15 protein-coding genes are annotated in these 19,950 nt (G+C 39.5%); 1 reads left to right on the plus strand and 14 read right to left on the minus strand.

Annotated elements, in window-relative coordinates:
- Positions 1–196: 196 nt before the first annotated feature.
- The 8 genes from rnr to nth all read right to left on the minus strand — a co-directional run bounded on the left by rnr (position 197) and on the right by nth (position 9,877).
- Positions 197–2,155 carry a ribonuclease R gene (gene rnr, locus AXF17_RS06520; protein WP_094234313.1) on the minus strand — a complete coding sequence of 653 codons (1,959 nt, stop codon included), beginning with the start codon at positions 2,153–2,155 and terminating at the stop codon, positions 197–199.
- A 66-nt stretch (positions 2,156–2,221) separates the two neighbouring features.
- Positions 2,222–4,204, minus strand: a complete 1,983-nt coding sequence (locus tag AXF17_RS06525; protein WP_094234314.1) for a bifunctional 4-hydroxy-3-methylbut-2-enyl diphosphate reductase/30S ribosomal protein S1 — start codon at positions 4,202–4,204, stop codon at positions 2,222–2,224.
- Between the two features lie 20 nt (positions 4,205–4,224).
- On the minus strand, positions 4,225–5,505 hold the full coding sequence (eno, locus tag AXF17_RS06530) for a phosphopyruvate hydratase (protein ID WP_094234315.1): 1,281 nt from the start codon (positions 5,503–5,505) through the stop codon (positions 4,225–4,227).
- Between the two features lie 58 nt (positions 5,506–5,563).
- Positions 5,564–6,328: a triose-phosphate isomerase gene (gene tpiA, locus AXF17_RS06535; protein WP_094234316.1), complete on the minus strand. Its 765-nt coding sequence runs from the start codon at positions 6,326–6,328 to the stop codon at positions 5,564–5,566.
- 21 nt (positions 6,329–6,349) lie between these two features.
- Positions 6,350–7,534, minus strand: a complete 1,185-nt coding sequence (locus AXF17_RS06540) for a phosphoglycerate kinase (RefSeq protein ID WP_094234317.1) — start codon at positions 7,532–7,534, stop codon at positions 6,350–6,352.
- A gap of 71 nt (positions 7,535–7,605) precedes the next feature.
- Positions 7,606–8,619, minus strand: coding sequence for a type I glyceraldehyde-3-phosphate dehydrogenase (gene gap / locus AXF17_RS06545; RefSeq protein WP_094234318.1), 1,014 nt, complete (start codon positions 8,617–8,619; stop codon positions 7,606–7,608).
- 48 nt (positions 8,620–8,667) lie between these two features.
- Positions 8,668–9,138, minus strand: coding sequence for a tRNA (uridine(34)/cytosine(34)/5-carboxymethylaminomethyluridine(34)-2'-O)-methyltransferase TrmL (gene trmL, locus AXF17_RS06550; protein ID WP_094234319.1), 471 nt, complete (start codon positions 9,136–9,138; stop codon positions 8,668–8,670).
- An 82-nt stretch (positions 9,139–9,220) separates the two neighbouring features.
- Entirely contained in the window at positions 9,221–9,877 is a 657-nt protein-coding gene (nth, locus tag AXF17_RS06555) for an endonuclease III (protein ID WP_094234320.1), read from the minus strand.
- Positions 9,878–10,023: 146 nt separating this feature from the next.
- Here nth and AXF17_RS06560 point away from each other — a divergent pair, with 146 nt between their 5' ends.
- Positions 10,024–10,677, plus strand: a complete 654-nt coding sequence (locus tag AXF17_RS06560) for a GntR family transcriptional regulator (protein WP_169711328.1) — start codon at positions 10,024–10,026, stop codon at positions 10,675–10,677.
- A gap of 68 nt (positions 10,678–10,745) precedes the next feature.
- Here AXF17_RS06560 and AXF17_RS06565 read toward each other — a convergent pair whose 3' ends face one another.
- The 6 genes from AXF17_RS06565 to der form a co-directional block, all read right to left on the minus strand.
- Positions 10,746–11,675 (minus strand): serine aminopeptidase domain-containing protein, encoded by a 930-nt coding sequence (locus AXF17_RS06565; protein WP_094234322.1) that lies wholly within the window; start codon positions 11,673–11,675, stop codon positions 10,746–10,748.
- A gap of 190 nt (positions 11,676–11,865) precedes the next feature.
- Positions 11,866–14,391, minus strand: coding sequence for an ATP-dependent chaperone ClpB (gene clpB, locus AXF17_RS06570; protein WP_094234323.1), 2,526 nt, complete (start codon positions 14,389–14,391; stop codon positions 11,866–11,868).
- A gap of 173 nt (positions 14,392–14,564) precedes the next feature.
- Positions 14,565–15,302, minus strand: coding sequence for a site-2 protease family protein (locus tag AXF17_RS06575; protein ID WP_094234324.1), 738 nt, complete (start codon positions 15,300–15,302; stop codon positions 14,565–14,567).
- 12 nt (positions 15,303–15,314) lie between these two features.
- Complete coding sequence (gene miaB, locus AXF17_RS06580) at positions 15,315–16,628, minus strand: tRNA (N6-isopentenyl adenosine(37)-C2)-methylthiotransferase MiaB (RefSeq protein WP_094234325.1); 1,314 nt, start codon at positions 16,626–16,628, stop codon at positions 15,315–15,317.
- A 3-nt stretch (positions 16,629–16,631) separates the two neighbouring features.
- Complete coding sequence (gene plsY, locus AXF17_RS06585) at positions 16,632–18,554, minus strand: glycerol-3-phosphate 1-O-acyltransferase PlsY (RefSeq protein WP_094234326.1); 1,923 nt, start codon at positions 18,552–18,554, stop codon at positions 16,632–16,634.
- Complete coding sequence (gene der / locus AXF17_RS06590) at positions 18,554–19,873, minus strand: ribosome biogenesis GTPase Der (RefSeq protein ID WP_094234327.1); 1,320 nt, start codon at positions 19,871–19,873, stop codon at positions 18,554–18,556. The genes plsY and der overlap by 1 nt, the downstream gene beginning before the upstream one ends.
- Between the last annotated feature and the right edge of the window lie 77 nt (positions 19,874–19,950).

The following is a 19,950-nucleotide window of genomic DNA, read 5'->3' on the forward strand; positions in this document are numbered from 1 at the left end:
TAATACGAATTATTTACTGCGATGGTTAGTAGTAATATATTTATAATACAGAATAAAATCTTCGACGACCTATAACCTAAATATATATCAATGAGACTATTTATTTTATCTGGTGACATAAAATATCTCATTAAATTACATTTATCATTAATATTATTATTTCTCAAGCGCTCTTGGTTATATAAACTTACTACCGTTAAGCAAGCTCAAAATCTATATATTCGTCTTCTGGACTCGCATCTATGACTCTGATTCTAACAGGCTGCCCGAGTGTAATTGCTTTGCCACTAACCTCATCAATAGCAGAGTAAGACTTTTCATCTACGATATATCTATTACCAAGTAACTCTATCCTTATAACGCCTTCTATCGTATTCTCAAGCTCAACATATATACCGTGAGATTTAACGCTACTTACAACGCCATCGAACTCACTGCCTATATGATTAGTCATATACATAACTTGATAGTGCTTTGTTATCTTTCGTTCTAGCTCCATCGCATTTCGTTCTGTCTCTGATATATGCGTACATGCATCCTCTAAAAACGTTTTATAGCCTTTTTCGCTAGAAATATACTCACCTGCATGAATTTGATTCTTAATCGTTCTATGAACGAGCAAATCAGCATATCTTCTGATTGGTGATGTAAAATGACAGTAGTACTTAAACGCAAGTCCGTAGTGTCCTAGGCATTCTGTTGAATAATACGCCTTCTGCATAGTTCTAATCATCATTCGGCTTACTAATGCTTCTTCTGGCATACCATCAAGCATACAGAGAATATTGCTCAGCTCCTTTGTCTTTATCGAATTGGATTTACCATTAATTGCAAAGCCCAAATTCGACAAGAAATGTTTAAGCTCCATCATTTTAAGTGCATTGGGTTTCTCGTGAACTCTATAAGCAAGTGGTATCTTTGCCCAGAAATAGTGCTCAGCAACCGTCTTGTTCGCAGCGAGCATAAACTCCTCTATCATACGATTAGATACTCTGCGCTCAGCTAATTTAACATCTACCGGATCACCGTCATCATTTAAAATTATCTTGGATTCAGGTAAATTAAAATCTAGACTTCCGTCACGTTTACGCCTTCTTGAAAGAGCATGGTATAACTCACACGAAACGGTGAGCATTGGAAACACATCGCTATATTTCTCTATTAAATTCTCATCATGATTCTCCAGCATATCCGATACATCATCGTATATGAGCCTATAATTAGACTTAATTATCGATTCGCTAATATCGTAATTTACAATATAACCTTCATCATCTATTTCCATAGCACAGGTAAGCGTAAGTCTTTCGACTTTAGGGTTCAAACTGCATTCGCCATTAGAAAGACGTTCAGGTAGCATCGGCACCACTCTATCTGGTAAATATACGCTATTTCCTCTATTTAAAGCTTCCTTATCGAGAGCACTACATTCACGTACATATTCCGCAACGTCAGCGATGTGTACGAGCAACTCGTAGTTTCCAGTGTCTAGTTTGCTAACGCTTATAGCATCGTCAAAATCCTTTGAATCAGCTCCATCAATAGTTACAGTCATAAGTTCTCTGTAGTCCTTACGTCCACGCGAAGGATAAATCTTGACTCTATTAGCTACTGAATCTGCTTCGTTAATTACACGATTACAAAAATGTGGTTTTACGCCATAATCGGCCATGTGGCTCAATATGTACTCATCGCTATCTCCAGCCCTAGCAATTACGGTTTTAACCTTTCCTTCGGCTATATAATCGCCTTTAGGGTACCTTATTATCTTTGCCTTTATGACATCCCCAGGTTTAGCACTACCAAGATTCTTCTTAGAAATCATTATATAATCATTGTTATTATTGATTGGGTCTATAAGATATAAGCCACGTTCCATGGTTAAATGTCCGACAACGTACTGACAGCTACGTTCTATGATTTTAATTATATTTCCTTCAAAAGCTCCAAGCCGTCTGTGATTTTCACGAGCCTTAACTCGCACTATATCTCCATTCATGGCACCATTCATATCTCTACCAGATACAAATACATCATCACTATTATCAGGACACACGAAACCAAATCCACGTTTATTCTTCATGAGCTTACCTTCGACAATTATAGACTTCCTAGTGTTGCGCTTTTGCTTCTTTATCTTTCTTTTCCTAGACATTTCAACCTACTTGTAAATATAAAAATAGGCCGACAAAAGTCGGCCCTGATAATCTGTCGATTATAATTATTCCTCTGTAGCTTCAGCTTCAACTTCAGCTTCAGCTTCTTCCTCATCACCGAGCAATGCCTTAATGCTTAGGCTGATTCTCTTTCTATCTGCATCGATTTCCATAATTTTAGCAGTGATTGAGTTTCCAAGCTCAAGCTCTTCAGAAACATTTTCAACTCTTCTGTTAGCAATCTCAGAGATGTGAACTAGTCCATCAAGACCAGCCTCTAGCTCAACGAAAGCGCCGTAGTCCTTAAGCTGAACTACCTTACCTTCGATAATCTGACCAATCTCATACTTTGAACCAACTAGTGACCATGGTTCAGGCTGAGTCTGCTTTAGACCAAGGGAAATCTTTCCTTTCTCTTCATTCAATGCAAGAATCTTAACATTGATGATATCTCCGATGTTGAGAACTTCCTTAGGGTGCTTTAGTTTACCCCATGAAATCTCAGAGATGTGAAGTAGACCATCAACTCCACCGATATCTACGAATGCACCGTAATCAGTGAATCTCATTACCTTACCTTCAACAACATCGCCAACATTTAGGTTCGCCCAGATCTCTGCTACCTGCTTACGCTTTTCGTCAACTAGTACAGCCTTTCTTGAGAAAACTGCTCTGTTACGCTTGTTGTCAACCTTGATAACCTCAACATCTACTGTCTGTCCTAGGAATTCATCAGCATTTTCAACATATCTGTCAGACAGCTGAGATAGAGGAACAAATCCTGAAATCTCCTTATATGCTGCAATTACTCCGCTGTTAACAGACTTAATTAGCTTAACAGAAATAATCTCCTTGTTAGCCTGTGCTGCAGCAAGCTCCTTGAAGTTCTCGTTCATCTCGAGTCTCTTCTTGGAGAGAAGGATTCCACCTTCACCATCATCTGACTTCATTACCTTAGCCTGGATTTCATCTCCCTCTTTGAACAAGTCAGCTAGAGTCTGTCCTGGCTCTAGAGATACTTCATTCTTCGTAAGGATTCCGTCCTTCTTGCATCCAATGTTAACGATTACCTCGTTCTCCATTACCTGATGCACAGTTCCATCAACAATTTCTCCAGGTCTTGGTAGACGTAAAGAATTCTCAATGTCATCCATAAAATCCAACATTGGATTGTGATCCACATTAGCTGTGACATTTTCGCTCATACTAGCAATAACCTCCTTAATAATCCATTCGGGTGTTGAAGCACCCGCAGTTACCCCTATTCTATTATACTTACCTAACTCTTTCAACTCTAAATCTGAATTATCCTGTATAAATAATGCATTTTTACAGTTTTTTTTCGCAATTTCGTATAGTTTTTTTGAATTCGAGCTATTGGGGTCTCCAATAACAACCATAAGGTCTACTTTAGCTGCCAATTCAGCACAACTTTCCTGTCTATCCCTGGTTGCATTACAAATCGTATTTTTGATTTCATATTTGAGTGATACTTTGTCAAATATTCTAAGAATCGAATCTAACAATTCTCTTCTAATCGTAGTCTGACATACAATAAGGGGCACTTTATCTGAATCGAAATCCTTTACAAAGTCCTCTGCCTCTTCTTCATTCTCTAGAACGGTAGCAGAATAATGACACCATCCATTCGTAGCCTTTACTTCTTGGTGATTTGCACTTCCAACGATTATTACCGAGCGACCTTCTTCGTATGCTTCTAGTACCAGTTTATGGATTTTAGTTACAAATACACATGTGGTATCTATTAACTCTATGCCTTTTGATTCTGCCTTATCGTAGAAATCCCTCGGCTCTCCATGAGAACGCACGATAACAACATCACCTTCTTTTGCTTCATCGAGCGAAGAAATCATCTCTACTCCCATCGAAGTAACTTTATCGGTGACAGACTTATTATGAATGAGATTGCCGCACGTATATGTTGTGCGGCAATCCTTCTTTGCTTTATCAATTCGTTCAAATGTTTTGTCAATGGCCTTTTCAACGCCAAAGCAAAAACCAGAATGATCCGCTCTTATTATCTCCACTTGCCCCCCTAATCTGCTCCTTAGAAGCACTTAGCTCCTGGGAACTTAGCTCCTTCTTCGAGTTTATCCTCAATTCTAAGGAGCTGATTGTATTTAGCAACTCTGTCTGTACGAGCAGGCGCACCAGTCTTAATCTGCATAGCATTGATACCAACTACCAGATCTGCAATTGTAGTATCTTCAGTTTCGCCGGATCTGTGCGAAACAATAGCATTGTATCCATTCTTCTTAGCAAGTGCAATCGCCTCTAGTGTCTCGGAAATACTTCCAATCTGATTAAGCTTAATCAGAATTGCATTTGCACAGCCAAGCTCAATACCTTTTGCCAGCTTCTCTGGATTTGTAACAAATAAGTCGTCACCAACAATCTGAATCTTATCTCCAAGCTTCTCAGTCATGAGCTTCCAACCATCCCAATCATCTTCATCCATTCCATCCTCGATGGATGCAATTGGGTATTTATCACAGAAATCAGCCCAGTTCTGAACTAGTTCTTCAGCACTGAACTCTCTGCCTGATTTTGGCATCCTATAGAAACCAGTCTTATCAGTCTTCCAGCCACTTGCAGCAGCATCAATTGCAATAACGAAATCGTCTCCTGGTGTATAGCCAGCATTCTTGATAGCAGCCATGATGTAATCAAGAACTTCAAACTCGTCCCTGAAATCTGGTGCAAATCCACCTTCATCACCAATTCCAACAGAGTATCCCGCTTTCTTGAGATCCTTTCCTAGCTGATGATAAACCTCAGCGCACCACCTTAGGCATTCCTTAAAAGAAGGTGCTCCAACCGGCATAATCATGAACTCCTGAACATCTACTGTGTTAGAAGCATGCTCTCCACCGTTAAGAATGTTCATCATTGGTACAGGAAGTGTGTTTGCATTAATTCCACCAAAAAATTTAAAGAGAGGAACTCCAAGCGACTGTGCAGCAGCCTTTGAACAAGCGAGAGAAACTGCAAGAATTGCATTAGCTCCAAAATTGCTCTTTCCCTTAGTTCCATCTGCATCAATCATAAGCTTTTCAATAGCGTAGATATCCTGAGCATCTTTACCAACCAGTAGTGCACTGATTTCATTATTAACGTGTTCTACTGCCTTAGAAACGCCCTTTCCTCCATATCTTGATTTATCACCATCTCTAAGCTCCAGAGCTTCATATATACCTGTAGATGCACCACTTGGTGTATCACCTACTGCTACAGTTCCATCTTCTAACCATACTTCTGCTTCAACTGTAGGATTACCTCTTGAATCAAGAATTTCTCTGCCAATTACCTTTGTGATTACTGTTGACATGCCATAGCCTCCATTAATTTAAATTAGATTTATAATATATACATATAATAATTATTAGTTATCGTTGAAGCTCGAATGCAGCTTTTGCAATTTCCATAAACGTTCCAACTTCAAGGCTTGCGCCCCCTATCAATCCACCATTAATATCTGGTTTTGCAAGTAGTTCATGTGCATTGGTTGGTTTCATGCTACCTCCATACTGAATTATCATAGCCTCAGCAGTATCAGTACCAAACAGACCTTCTACCATGCCGCGAATAAATCCACACATCTCTTCTGCCTGCTCAGGAGATGCAGTCTTACCAGTACCAATTGCCCAAATTGGCTCATAAGCAATTACAATCTGCGAAACCTCTTCAGGTGTGAGTCCATTTAAATCTTCTGTTATCTGTCCGCTAACGAACAACATAGCAGTACCGGCTTCTCTAACCTCCAAACTTTCTCCAACACATAGAATTGGAGTAATACCTGCTGCCAGAAGTGCTTTTAACTTAAGGTTAACCGTTTCGTCTGTCTCAGCAAAGTATTCTCTTCTTTCCGAATGTCCTACGACACAGAGATCTATGCCTAGTTCTTTTAGCATCGGAACAGAAATTTCTCCCGTATATGCACCGCTCTTTTCAAAATGCACATTCTGTGCACCAACCTTTATTCCTGTACCTTCAAACTCACTTTTTAGTGACTGAAGCTGAGTAAACGGTGCGATTATTGAAAGCTGCTCTGGATAATCAATCTGCTCACCTTTCAGCTGTTCAGCAAAGGCTCTCGCTTCAGCGATTGATTTGTTCATCTTCCAATTGCCAGCGATTAAAAACTTTTTCATACAAATATCCAATCCTTAAATTTATTTTTCGCTTAAGCAAGCAATTCCTGGAAGCTCTTTACCCTCTAGAAATTCAAGACTTGCCCCACCACCAGTAGATATATGTGTCATTTTATCAGCTAGACCAAATGATGCTACAGCAGCTGCTGAATCACCACCACCGATAATAGTAGTTGCGTTGCTTGATGCTAGGCAGTCTGCAACAGCCTTAGTACCAGAAGCAAATGTAGTCATTTCAAATACACCCATAGGTCCATTCCATACAATGGTATTGCACTTTTCAAGTTCGCTGCAGTATAGCTGCTCAGATTTTGGACCGATATCCATCCCCATCATATCATCAGGGATATCTGACACACTGTAAACACCATGTTCAGAGTCATTTGAAAACTCTTTAGCAGCCACTATATCCACAGGTAGTATAAGTTTAACACCCTTTGCTTCTGCCACAGCCTTGATCTTGCCAATAAGTTCGTACCCTTCTTCATCGAAGATAGATTTTCCGATGCTATATCCTTCAGCCTTAAGGAATGTGTAAACCATTCCACCGCCTATGAATAGATAATCAACCTTATCTAGAAGATTTACTATTACTGGAATCTTATCCTTTACCTTAGCGCCGCCCATAATAGCAGCCAATGGCCTCTCAGGTGATTCGATAGCAGCTCCTAGGAACTTAAGCTCTTTCTCAATTAAGAATCCAGATACAGCTGGGATGTAATCGGCAATACCTGTCGTTGAAGCATGCGCTCTGTGTGCAGTACCAAATGCTTCTTGTACGAATACATCACCGAGAGATGCAAGAGCTTTTGCAAATCCAGATTCGTTCTTTGTTTCTTCATCTCTATATCTAACATTCTCAAGTAACGCAACCTCTGATGGTTCTAGACTCTTGACAGATTCAAAAACAGTATCATCAACAACCATATCAGATTTAAAGAACTTAACTTCTAAACCGAGCTTCTCACCGAGTCTCACTGCAACAGGATATAATGAAAATTCTGGATTAGGCTCGCCCTTAGGTCTTCCAAGATGCGATAATATAACAACTTTTGCACCCTGCTCACGAAGATAGTTTATAGTTGGGAGAGCTGCTACAATTCTAGTATCATCGCTGATTTTTCCATCAGCAAACGGAACATTAAAATCACATCTTAATACCGCTGTTTTACCAGCCCACTCAATATCCCTAATTGTCTTTTTCATATCGTGTACCTCACTTGTACATAATAAATGATATGCCGCGCAAAAAGCACGGCATCATATAGTTATATTTCTTATTTATTATCAACCTTACCCATGTGCTGAATGAGTCTTAGAAGCTGAACGCTATATCCATACTCATTGTCATAAAACATGATAAACTTGAAGAACTTATCGTTTAACTCGATACCTTCTCTAGCATCGTATATGCATGTGCATGGGTCACCAATAAAGTCGCATGATACAACCTCATCATCAACGTATTCAATAATTCCCTTGAACTCGTTCTCGGAAGCGTCCTTAACCTTTGCACAAATCTCTTCGTAAGAAGCGGAGTTCTTAAGAATAAGATTAAGGTCAATTACAGATACGTTAGCTGTTGGTACACGGTAAGCCTTACCAGTTAGTTTCCCTTCAAGCTCTGGAATTACAAGGGATACAGCCTTAGCAGCACCTGTTGTTGTAGGAATGATATTATTGAATACAGATCGTCCTGTTCTCCAGTCTTTCATAGATCTTGCATCTACAACCTTCTGCTTAGCTGTCGCTGCATGAATTGTGGACATAAGCCCCTGATCAATTCCCCAGTTCTCATTGATAACCTTACAGAGAGGTGCTAGGCAGTTTGTAGTACAAGATGCATTTGACACTACGTTAAACTTGCTATCATATTCATCGTGGTTAACACCGAAAACGAATGTAGGTGTTGCCTTATCTTTTGCAGGTGCAGAAATAATTACTTTCTTAGCACCAGCTTCGATATGCGCCTGAGCTTTCTCAGTTGTGTTGTAGGCTCCAGTACCTTCTACGATGTACTCTGCTCCACACTTATCCCAAGGAATATTCTTAGCGTCATCTTCCATATATACCGGAATCTTCTCGCCATTTACAACGATTCCATTTTCATACTTCTCAACAGTTCCAGGGAATCTGCCGAAAGTAGAATCGTACTTGAGCATGTATACGATATAATCTAGATCGGAGTTGCGCCAGTTAATACCTGCAATTTCGATATCTTCCATATCAAGGGCTGCTCTCATTACGACTCTTGAAATTCTTCCGAATCCGCTAATACCGACTTTAATCATTTTTTCCTCCTTAACATTCGAAAAAGATAGCCATTACTTTTAATAATGCTACAGAAGCCCAGGGAATCCGTTCTGACGGAGAGCTTCAAACAATACTATGTTGACTGAATTAGATAGATTGAGAGATCTTAGTCTTGTATTCTCACTCATAGGAATTCTAATAGCTGTATCTTGATGATGATTAATCAGCTCTTTCGGAAGACCTTTCGTCTCCCTTCCAAAAAGAAACATATCTCCGTCCTGATACTCGAAATCCGTATAATTGTTATAACCATGAGTAGTTACAAGAAAGAGTCTCTCATCGCCATACTGCAATAGAAATGCCTCCAAGCTATCATGAACAACTATATCTACGTACCTCCAGTAATCGAGTCCAGCCCTACGAACCGCCTTCTCATCAATATTGAACCCTAGTGGTCTAACAAGATGAAGCTTAGTGTTGGTAGCTGCGCAGGTTCTAGCAATATTACCAGTATTCTGCGGTATCTCTGGTTCAACTAGGACTACATGTAAAGACAAAGTTATCTCCTTAAAAACTAAAACTTTCAACAAAAATATAATATCAGTTAGATGTTGTATTTTCAATAATGCAATTCTAAAATTATTTTTGATTATATCTACATTCTTCTCCTATGCAGCAGCTGTCGCACTTGGGATTTCTAGCTGTACAGCACTGCCTCCCATGGAAAATCAATACGTGATGCATGTGTGACCATCTATTCTCGGGAATTACCTTCATAAGAGCCTTTTCTGTTTTCAAAACGTCGTCTTCTGTGACTAGACCGATTCTATTAGAAACTCTAAATACGTGCGTATCTACTGCTATATGTGGCTCACCGAATCCTACAGACATAACGACATTTGCAGTCTTGCGACCAACGCCTGGTAGCTTTTGAAGCTCAACAAAATCTTTAGGCACTTCACCTTCATACGATTCGCATAGCATTTTGCCAATTCCAACTAGGTTTTTAGCTTTATTCTTATATAATCCCAGAGTCTTAATAATATCCTCTACAGCTTTTATATCTGCTGCAGCTAGCTGACTAGGTTCACCATAGGTGCTAAACAATTTAGGTGTTATTTTATTTACACTTGCATCCGTTGTCTGAGCAGATAATACTACTGCGAGAAGTAAGTGGAATATTGAATCATGATGTAGCGCGCAATCCGCATCAGGATAAGATGCTTCAAGCTTGTCTAATACGACTTTAACTTCATCTTTATTCTTAAAATATTTCTTTACCATACGTTTCTTCATATTGTTTCCTTTTGTTTTCATTAATTATCAGAGAATGTTACTCATTGACTTTATGCATACTTTAATTATAATTGTATACGCAGAGTACATTTTTAGACATTGTATACTCTCACTTAACTGTGTAATCATAGGAGGTAATCATGGTAATGAACCCAGAACTAGAGAGCAACCAACCGCTATCAAATAGTCTATTCGTACAGATTCAGAAAGACATCTTAAGTGGTAAGATCACAGCTAATTCAAAGCTTACAGAACAGGCAATCTGCAAGAAATATAACGTTAGCAGAACCCCTGTCAGAGAGGCATTTAGACAACTTGAGTCTGACGGCCTCATCGAGAACATTCCAAATCGTGGTGCATATGTAATCGGTCTATCTAGCCGTGATATCTCAGACCTATTTGACCTAAGAAGAAAATTTGAAGTTCAGGCTGTTGAGTGGGCAATTGAGCGTATGACCGCTGATGAGGTTGAGACATTAAGAGAGAATATCGAGTTTATGGAATTCTATACCCTTAAAAATGACGTTGATAAGGTTCTTCAGTTCAACTCTGCATTTCATAACATAATATATAAGGGAACTAAGAACAGGATGCTCTACCTGACACTCTCAACTTACCAGACTTACCTTAAACATTCTGCCCCTGCTAAGACGTTCTCGGATGATTATCTCAAAACCATACTCGAAGAGCACAAAGCTATTTTCGAAGCCTTTGAGATTAAGAATATTGCTGCAGGCAAGAATGCCATGGAATATCACATGAAGCAGAGTAAACTGCGCAGAATGTCACACCTGTTTTAAATAACATATCAATGCGATAGTACATTAAGTAGTGATGTGTAATGATACTATCGCATTTTTTATTTGAATTAGTCCTGTTTATTTAGCTTATGTTCTATCCAGCCAATTATATCCTTTATAACCTGCTTCTTGCAGCTGTCATGCAGAATGTCATGATAACAATCCTTATATAGCTTATACGAAACTTCGTTATGCCCTTTTGCGCTTAGCATGTTAGCAATTCTCATCACAGAACTACCGCAGTTGCCTCTCTGATCTTCAGCCCCTGCCAGTATGTATATTGGAATATCTGGTAATCTTTCGATACCATTCTTTCCTTTAAGCTGCTCTATAACCCTAATCATCTCCCTATATGCCGATGCTGCGAGCATAAAACCACAGTTTTCATCATCTACGTAACTTTTAACTTCCTCTTCATCGCTACTTAACCAGTAGAATTCATTATAAGGTGATGAACCTGCTGGTTTACCAGTCTGATACATCGTGTTATGAACACTTTCAGATATGGAGTTAAAGCCTTTTCTCTTTATATGATTATTTGCATTTATTTTGATGAGATTAAGTGCTGCAGGTATCTCTAGATTTTCCATTAAAATTAGCATCGAAACATCACCGTACTTGATTGTATAAAGCTCGCAAAGCATCGCCCCAAATCCAGCTCCAATCAAAATTCTAGGCACACTTTCTCCGACTTCAGATGAAACCTCTTCAAATAACAATTCGATGTCTGTTAGTAGATCTTTATAAGAGTTTTTGTGTAAACCAAAACACCCCTGATGACCTTGCTTGCTCATACCATGCCCTATAAGGTCATTACCACAAACGTAAAATCCAGCATCATGAAGAGCCGATGCGAACTCTTTGTATCGAAGACTATGTTCACTTATATCATGCACTATCTGTACTACTGCACGTGGGTGATCACAAGTGTATTTGAAAGAAACAACTTGCCCCTCTCCATTAGCCGCTCTTCTATATATGTCCCTATATTCTGCCATTTGTCTCCCTCACTATACTGTATACCTAATATTTCTGAAGTGATTTTCATCTTCAAATTGATAATATACTAACATAAATATGCATTTGATACTCATATATTCAAGTATAACATAAGAGATAGGTGCATATAAAACACCTATCTCTATGAATATTCCTATATTACCTTTATTGATATCGTCGCTTAAACTTTTAGCGGACTTCGAAGTTCAGACCGTTCTCTGATGTTGTTATTTCGATAGTTTGACCGTCATTAACCTCGCTTGAGATAATCATCTCCGCAATCTGGTTTTCAAGGTTCTTCTGCACAAACCTCTTTACTGGTCTAGCACCGAATTCCTCGTCATATGACTCTTTCGCTATATATCTTCGCGCTTCTTCAGTAAGTTCTAAACCAATTCCCCGTTCTTCTAGCCTCTTAACAAGCGACTCTATAGTTAAATCTACAATTTTCTCGATTTCCTCAAGGGTAAGCGATTTGAATACAACTATATCGTCAATTCTGTTCAAGAACTCAGGTCTAAAAAATGTCTTGAGCTGGGATTCGGGTAGGTTAGAAGTCATGATAATAATAGTATTCTTGAAGTCAACCGTACGGCCCTGGTTATCTGTCAGTCTTCCATCATCAAGAAGTTGTAACAGTATATTAAATACATCTGGATGTGCCTTCTCGATTTCGTCAAAGAGAATAACGCTGTACGGTTTTCTTCTTACGGCTTCCGTGAGTTGTCCGCCCTCATCATAACCTACATAACCAGGAGGCGACCCCACTAATCTCGACACAGTATGCTTTTCCATATACTCAGACATGTCGATTCTTATCAGGTTCTTTTCAGTGTCGAAGAGCGTTTCAGTAAGTGCCTTTGCAAGTTCAGTCTTTCCTACTCCAGTAGGTCCTAAGAATATAAATGAGCCGACTGGACGATTCTCATTCTTAAGACCGGCTCTAGCCCTTAAAATTGCCTCTGAAACCGCAGTAACACCCTCATCTTGGCCGATTACCCTCTTATGAAGAATATCTCCTAGATGAAGCAATTTTTCGCGCTCTGATTCAGCAAGCTTACTTACTGGAATTCCTGTCCATTCAGAGATTACAGCCTGGATTTCTTCTTCACCGACTTCTTCTCTAAGCATTCTACTTTCATTTTCCTGCTCAGTTTTATTCTTAAGCTCTTCAATCTCCCTCTCAAGGCTTGGTAGATCGCCGTATTTGAGTTTTGCAAGCTTTTCTAAATTGTATTCACGCTCAGCAGTTTCTATTTCATGACGAAGTTCATCAAGCTCGAGCTTCTTATTCTTAAGCTCCTGAATTATATTCTTTTCATTAGACCATTTAGCTGTTAATTCATCATTTTCAGTCTTGAGGTTAGCCAACTCTTCGCTAATAGCATCGAGCCTTGCCTTGCTTGCTTTGTCATTTTCTTTTGATAATGCTTGCTTTTCAATTTCTAACTGCATTATCTTACGCGAAATCTGGTCAAGATCTGAAGGCATACTATCAATCTCTGTTCTGATTCTAGCTGCTGCCTCATCCATAAGATCTATGGCTTTATCCGGTAAATAACGATCGCTGATATATCTATTTGAGAGCGTTGCACACGCAATTAGAGCATTGTCAGTGATTCTAACGCCGTGATGAATCTCGAACTTCTCCTTGAGACCTCTCAAGATAGAAATAGTATCTTCAACAGATGGTTCATCGACCATAACCTTCTGGAATCGTCTCTCCAAAGCGGCATCAGTCTCGATGTACTTTCTATATTCGTCAAGTGTTGTCGCACCGATGCAGTGAAGCTCTCCTCTAGCAAGCTTTGGCTTTAGAAGATTACCTGCGTCCATAGAACCCTCTGTCCTACCAGCGCCAACGATAGTGTGAATCTCATCGATAAAGAGGATGATTCTACCATCTGACTTATCTATCTCATTGAGAACCGCCTTTAGACGCTCCTCAAACTCACCTCTATACTTAGCACCTGCAATAAGAGATCCCATATCGAGTGAGAAAATTGTCTTACCCTTAAGACCATCTGGAACGTCTCCATTTACGATTCGCTGTGCAAGTCCTTCTACAACAGCAGTTTTACCTACTCCGGGCTGACCAATCAGTACCGGATTATTCTTAGTTCTTCTGGAAAGAATCTCAATAGCTCTTCTGATTTCGAGGTCTCTACCGATAACTGGATCAAGTTTTCCTTTTCTAGCAGCCTCGACGAGATCTGTGCCATATTTATTTAAAGCGTCATACGTATCTTCTGGGTTCTGATTAGTAATTCTCTGATTGCCTCTAACCATAGTGAGAGCTTTCATAAATTCGTCTCTATTAATGCTGTACTTCGTCATGATTCTATTAACATCATGATTATTAGAATCAAGAATTGCCAAATACAGATGTTCAACGCTTACATACTCATCTTTGAAATCAGCAGCTATTCTTTCAGCCTTGGTCAACACATTATTTAACTCTGCACTCATGTATATTTGAGAAGATCCTCCGGAAACTTTAGGTAGCTTCTCTAGAGTAGACTCTAAATCTGCTTTAAGAGCCCTCACATCTACATTCATTGCTTCCAAAAGTTTAGGAATAAGCCCCTCATTGTCACTTATTATTGCATAATGGACGTGCGCAATTTCAAGCTGCTGGTGTCCATACGAATTAGCTATACTTTGCGATTCGAGAATGGCACCTTGCATTTTCTGTGTATATCTTTCAATATCCATTGCCTTCCTCCTTAATTAATCAATATACTATAAGCTCATCATCAACTTACATAATAAATTTAGCACTCGTCTGTGATGAGTGCTAATAATTAATGTGATGATTGTATGAAGATGCTTATTTTTACTAATGGCAATCACTCTAATATTCTGTTATACACAACTTAATAAATAAGCTAAGCTAAAATAATGCCATTTAGCAGTGCCGAATAAATACCGCTCGTTAGTGGATGCAGTATCTTGCTAACGAATCCAAACAGAAGCATTAGAAGTAATATAATACCTCCATACTGATATACTGAAGAATACCAGCTCGTCTTCTTAAGATTAAATAGCTCCGTAACTAACCCAAATCCATCTAGTGGCGGAACTGGAATGAGGTTAAATACCATAAGAGTAATATTAACCATTACCACATATAAAAAGATCTTAATAATTAAGCCCTGAATAGAATCGTTCAGAACTACTTCTCTTCCCCACGCGCTAATTGCAAATCGCGTAATAATTGAAAATACGATAGCAATTATTAAGTTCATGGTTACACCAGCGATTGAAACTATAAACTCATTAAATCTTGGGTGCTTATAATATCTATTGTCAATCTGAACAGGTATTCCCCAACCAAAGCCGCAGAATATCAGCGCTGCAAATCCAAATGGATCAATATGCTTTGCTGGATTGATAGTAAGCCTACCCTGCATTTTAGGTGTTGGATCTCCAAATGCATTTGACGCTAAAGCATGTGCAAACTCATGAAATGAGAGCCCTACAACAATACCTGGTAGCGTCAGGATCATATCAAAGAAATACTTCTTTGGATCGCTTAGACCACCATCTATAAAGTTAGTAACCAGGAGCAGAATTAAAATAATTCCAGGCCCTGAACGAAGTATATTTTTTAGATTATCTTTCATACTATTCCCTATTTATACAAGTATTCCATCAATACTGAAAGTCTTGCAATCAGTAATTTTAACATCGACAAGCTGCCCTATAATATCTCTTCCTGACGATATATTTACAAGCTTAAATCCATCTGTTCTGCCTGAATATGACTTATCATCCTTGCTGCTAGCACCATCTACAAGAACCTTTACAGTTTTATCTGAAAGCTTCTCATTCTTTTTAAGCGAACAGTTATTTACTATTTCATTTAATCTTTCGAACCGCTCGTGTTTAACATCATAAGGAATCTGATCATTAAATCCAGCCGCTGGAGTCCCCTCCCGCGGTGAATAAATAAATGTAAAGGCAGAGTCATACCCCACATACTCGACAAGCGAAAGTGTGTCTTTGAACTCTTCTTCTGACTCCCCAGGAAAACCCACAATGATATCAGTCGTAATTGCAATCTCTGGACACGCCTCTTTGAGTTTATCGATAATATCAATATACTTTTCTCTATCGTATCTGCGGTTCATACGCTTTAGAACTGAACTGCTACCCGATTGAACAGGAAGATGTATATGCTTGCACAGTTTATCACAAGTCCTGTAGCAATCTATTAAATCCTCAGAGAGATCCTTGGGATTTGATGTCATGAACCTAATCCTCTCAAGACCATTGATCTTATTGATTTCTCTTACTAGAGCCGGGAAGGTATTTCCTTCATCGTCTATAAAAGAGTTAACATTCTGTCCTAGCAGCATAACCTCAATTACGCCATCTGCTGCCAGTTTCTTTACTTCGTTTACTACATCAAAAAACGAGCGGCTCTTCTCCCTACCACGAGTGTACGGAACTATGCAGTATGTGCAAAAGTTGTTACATCCATATGTAATATTTACGAGAGCCTTGTGTTTATGTAGCCTCTTGGAGTCTTTTTCATCTGGTACTACAGTGCTATTTGCAGTGATTGAAAACTGCTTCTTTCCTGTTGTAATTCTATCATTCAGGAGCCTTGGGAATTCACCAATTGTTTGAGTTCCGAACACTACATCGACCCAAGCGAAGCTCTTCTTGATTTCCTCTTGAACACGTGGCTGCTGCGGCATGCAGCCGCAAACACAAACTATTCTCGTATCCTTGCTCTCATCACGCCTTTTCTTAAACTGTCCGAGCATTCCGTAAAATCTCTTATCGGCATGCTCACGAACACTACACGTGTTAAAAACAACCACATCAGCCTTATATGGGTCTTCGGATAGCTCATAACCCATGCCTTCGAGCATACCCGCAACATTTTCAGAGTCATGCTCGTTCATCTGACAACCGAAAGTTATAATGTGATATTTTTTCATCTACTATTTATTCTCTTGCTTCCTATCTCTATTCATCAGCATTTCAACAGCATCTCTAGGATTTAGTTTACCGTCGATTACAGCTTTAATAGCATTAGTAATTGGCATATCAACCTTGAGTTTTTTAGCTAGCTTACTCGCTGCTTCAACTGTATAAAATCCCTCAACCGTCGTCTTAATCTCAGCAACCGCTTCTTCTGGTGTCATGCCTCCACCGATTAGAAGGCCGCATCGTCTGTTTCGCGATAAATCAGATGAGCATGTAACCATAAGATCTCCGATTCCTGAAAGTCCTGCAAAGGTCTCGCTCTTTGCTCCCATGGACTCTCCGAGCCTTGAAATCTCGTGAATTCCCCTAGTCATTAGAGCAGCCTTAGAGTTGTCACCGAAGTTCATACCGTCAGCTATACCTGTTCCTAGAGCGATTACGTTTTTAAGAGCGCCACCGAGTTCTACACCTATTATGTCATTGCTCGTGTAAACTCTAAATGTTTTGCTCATCAGTATGTTTTGAATCTCTTTTGCCGCTACTTCGTCAGACGATGCTGCTACTACAGTAGTTGGATAATTACGAACAATCTCCTCGGCATGCGACGGTCCAGAAACTGCAACATACTTATTTTTAAGCGATTTCTTGGCAATCTGAGACATGGTCTTGAGAGACTTATTCTCGATTCCTTTCGCTAGGTTAACGATGATAGCATTTTTATCGATATACTTCGCATTCTTCTCCAGGAAGCTTCCAAACTGCTGTGCCGGGATAGCAAAAATGATGATATCTCGCTTGCCAACTGCAGTTCTAACATTAGATGTGAATCTAAGCTTCTCATGAAGAATAGCGCCAGGTAAATATTTCTCGTTAACTCTACTTTCACGAGTCTTGTTAACATCTTCCTTATTACGTCCGTATACCGTTACACGGTATCCATTGTGCGCGATGACATTTGCAATAGCAGTACCAAAGCTACCGTTACCGATTACAGATACTACCCTCTTCTCATCAGTCTTGAGTTTAGGCATCACAACATCTTTGTAATAGTCAACAGGTTCTTCGGCCACTTCTATCTTAGTATGTTCTATCGCTGTTGCTTCGTTAACAAGCTCATTCTTCTTTCCAGCGATCATAATGTCATCTTTATCTTCTGTATTAGAATCAATAGCTTCGGCTTTTTCTATTGATTCATCTGCAGATATCTCAGACTTGGAGTCATTATCAGTAGCAAGAGATTCAGTAGTTTTGCTGCTAGCACCAGTCTTTTTAGATATGTCAGAAACCTTTATATCATCAGTCTTTTCAGAATCAGCTTCTTCTAGCTGCTCTCTAAGCTTCGCCTTAATCTTAGAACCGATGCTTAACTCTTTCTCCTCTCCTTTCATCAATCTCTTGATATTATCATGGTGAGTGAATATAATTACGAAAGTCATGAACACGGCAATCGGTATAGCTTTCGGATAGTAATAAAGCATCAAGAGTGGATACATCATTGCTGCAAGTATTGATCCAAGCGACATCTTCTTGGATATAGCAGCAACTACTATTGCAATCAAAGCTGCTGCGAACATGCTCGGCCAATTGATAGCCATCGCAGCTCCGAAAAATGTTGCTACACCTTTTCCACCCCTAAACTTAAATACGATTGGGTAAATGTGTCCGATAACCACAGCTGCAAATGCAAGCATTGCTCCAAGGTTATTAAAGTTACCCTGTGCAATTGAAACAGCTATAAAGCCCTTAAATACATCTATCAGTAACGTGCATACTGCAGCCTTAGTTCCAAGAACTCTCAAAACATTAGTTGTTCCAGCATTTCCACTACCCGCTTTCTTGATATCAATTCCATAGAAGCGCGCAATTAGAGTCGCTGGAGATATATTTCCTATGAAATACGCAACAATCACCATGATGATAAGTGGTAAATACTTCATTATTGATCTCCCTTTTTCTCATTGAATAAGAACTTGATAGGTGTTCCTTCAAAGTCATATGCTTCACGCAGCTTATTCTCGAGGTATCTCGAATAAGAGAAATGCATGAGCTCACGTGAATTTATCTTGAATGAAAATAGCGGTGGTCTTGAGCCAATCTGACTAGCATAGTAAATCTTGAGACGCTTACCCTTGTCTGACGGTGGCTGTCTCATCATTACAGCATCTTCAATTACACTATTAAGCTTTCCTGTAGTTATTCTCCTTGATCTAATGTCTTCAATCTTCGCAGCCTTGTCGATAATATCGAAGATTCGCTTCTTCTCAAGAACAGACGCGAAAATAATAGGGGCATACGATACGAACTGCAGATCTGCCCTCAATATGCGCTCGTAATCTCTCATTGTATTCGTCTCTTTTGCAACGAGATCCCACTTGTTAACTACTATCATCAGACCCTTGCCTGCTTCATGAGCGATGCCAAGAATCTTCTTGTCCTGCTCAGTAAGGCCTTCCATCGCATCGATCATCATGATACAGATATCGCATCTTTCAACAGATGTAACGGCTCTGATAACGCTAAAGTGCTCAATCGAGTCATCTACTTTGCTCTTACGTCTAAGTCCTGCAGTATCGATAAGTGTATATTCTCGATTCTTATACGTAAAAGGTGTATCGATAGAATCACGAGTAGTTCCTGCAATCGGCGAAACGATTACTCGCTTCTCGTTAGTAAGTGCATTTACAAGGGAAGATTTTCCTACGTTTGGCTTACCTATGATAGCAATCTTAGTAGATTCTTCGTACCCGTAAATCTCATCTGGAAAACCTGCGACTATTGCATCTAGCAGGTCACCGATGTTGAGCATGTTAACAGAGCTGATAGCAATCGGCTCACCTAATCCCAGCTCATAGAAATCATAGATATTGTCACCGTACTTGGTCGGATTATCAACCTTGTTGACTACTAGGATGATTTCCTTGCCAGTTCTTCTTAAGATATTAGCAACATCGTGGTCTGCCGAAGTCAGGCCTTCTTTGCCGTCTACCATAAATACAATTACATCTGCAAGTTCCATAGCTGTCACAGCTTGCTCTCTCATCTGAGATAGGATTACATCGCTCGTATTTGCCTCGATACCACCTGTATCGACAATAGCGAACTCCCTGCCGTTCCATTCAGTCTCCGCGTAGATTCTATCGCGTGTAACTCCAGGGGTATCTTGAACGATGGCTTTTCTCTCTCCGATTATTCTGTTAAAGAATGTAGATTTTCCTACGTTAGGCCTACCTACAACTGCGAGTATAGGTTTACTCATCGAAAATACCTCCTGCAAATTCCTGTGGATCAAACTCCTTTAGGTCGTGTATGCCTTCACCAACGCCGATGAGCTTG

The sequence above is a fragment of the Mogibacterium pumilum genome (assembly GCF_002243385.1).
In the GTDB taxonomy this organism is placed as follows: domain Bacteria; phylum Bacillota; class Clostridia; order Peptostreptococcales; family Anaerovoracaceae; genus Mogibacterium; species Mogibacterium pumilum.

What these genes read in the sequence shown, in the direction of transcription:
- eno (WP_094234315.1), bottom strand. Translation starts at nt 5,505, where the DNA reads ATGTCAACAGTAATCACAAAGGTAATTGGCAGAGAAATTCTTGATTCA.
- plsY (WP_094234326.1), bottom strand. Translation starts at nt 18,554, where the DNA reads ATGAAGTATTTACCACTTATCATCATGGTGATTGTTGCGTATTTCATA.
- miaB (WP_094234325.1), bottom strand. Translation starts at nt 16,628, where the DNA reads ATGAAAAAATATCACATTATAACTTTCGGTTGTCAGATGAACGAGCAT.
- rnr (WP_094234313.1), bottom strand. Translation starts at nt 2,155, where the DNA reads ATGTCTAGGAAAAGAAAGATAAAGAAGCAAAAGCGCAACACTAGGAAG.
- tpiA (WP_094234316.1), bottom strand. Translation starts at nt 6,328, where the DNA reads ATGAAAAAGTTTTTAATCGCTGGCAATTGGAAGATGAACAAATCAATC.
- AXF17_RS06565 (WP_094234322.1), bottom strand. Translation starts at nt 11,675, where the DNA reads ATGGCAGAATATAGGGACATATATAGAAGAGCGGCTAATGGAGAGGGG.
- der (WP_094234327.1), bottom strand. Translation starts at nt 19,873, where the DNA reads ATGAGTAAACCTATACTCGCAGTTGTAGGTAGGCCTAACGTAGGAAAA.
- AXF17_RS06560 (WP_169711328.1), top strand. Translation starts at nt 10,024, where the DNA reads ATGAACCCAGAACTAGAGAGCAACCAACCGCTATCAAATAGTCTATTC.
- clpB (WP_094234323.1), bottom strand. Translation starts at nt 14,391, where the DNA reads ATGGATATTGAAAGATATACACAGAAAATGCAAGGTGCCATTCTCGAA.
- gap (WP_094234318.1), bottom strand. Translation starts at nt 8,619, where the DNA reads ATGATTAAAGTCGGTATTAGCGGATTCGGAAGAATTTCAAGAGTCGTA.
- AXF17_RS06575 (WP_094234324.1), bottom strand. Translation starts at nt 15,302, where the DNA reads ATGAAAGATAATCTAAAAAATATACTTCGTTCAGGGCCTGGAATTATT.
- nth (WP_094234320.1), bottom strand. Translation starts at nt 9,877, where the DNA reads ATGAAGAAACGTATGGTAAAGAAATATTTTAAGAATAAAGATGAAGTT.
- AXF17_RS06540 (WP_094234317.1), bottom strand. Translation starts at nt 7,534, where the DNA reads ATGAAAAAGACAATTAGGGATATTGAGTGGGCTGGTAAAACAGCGGTA.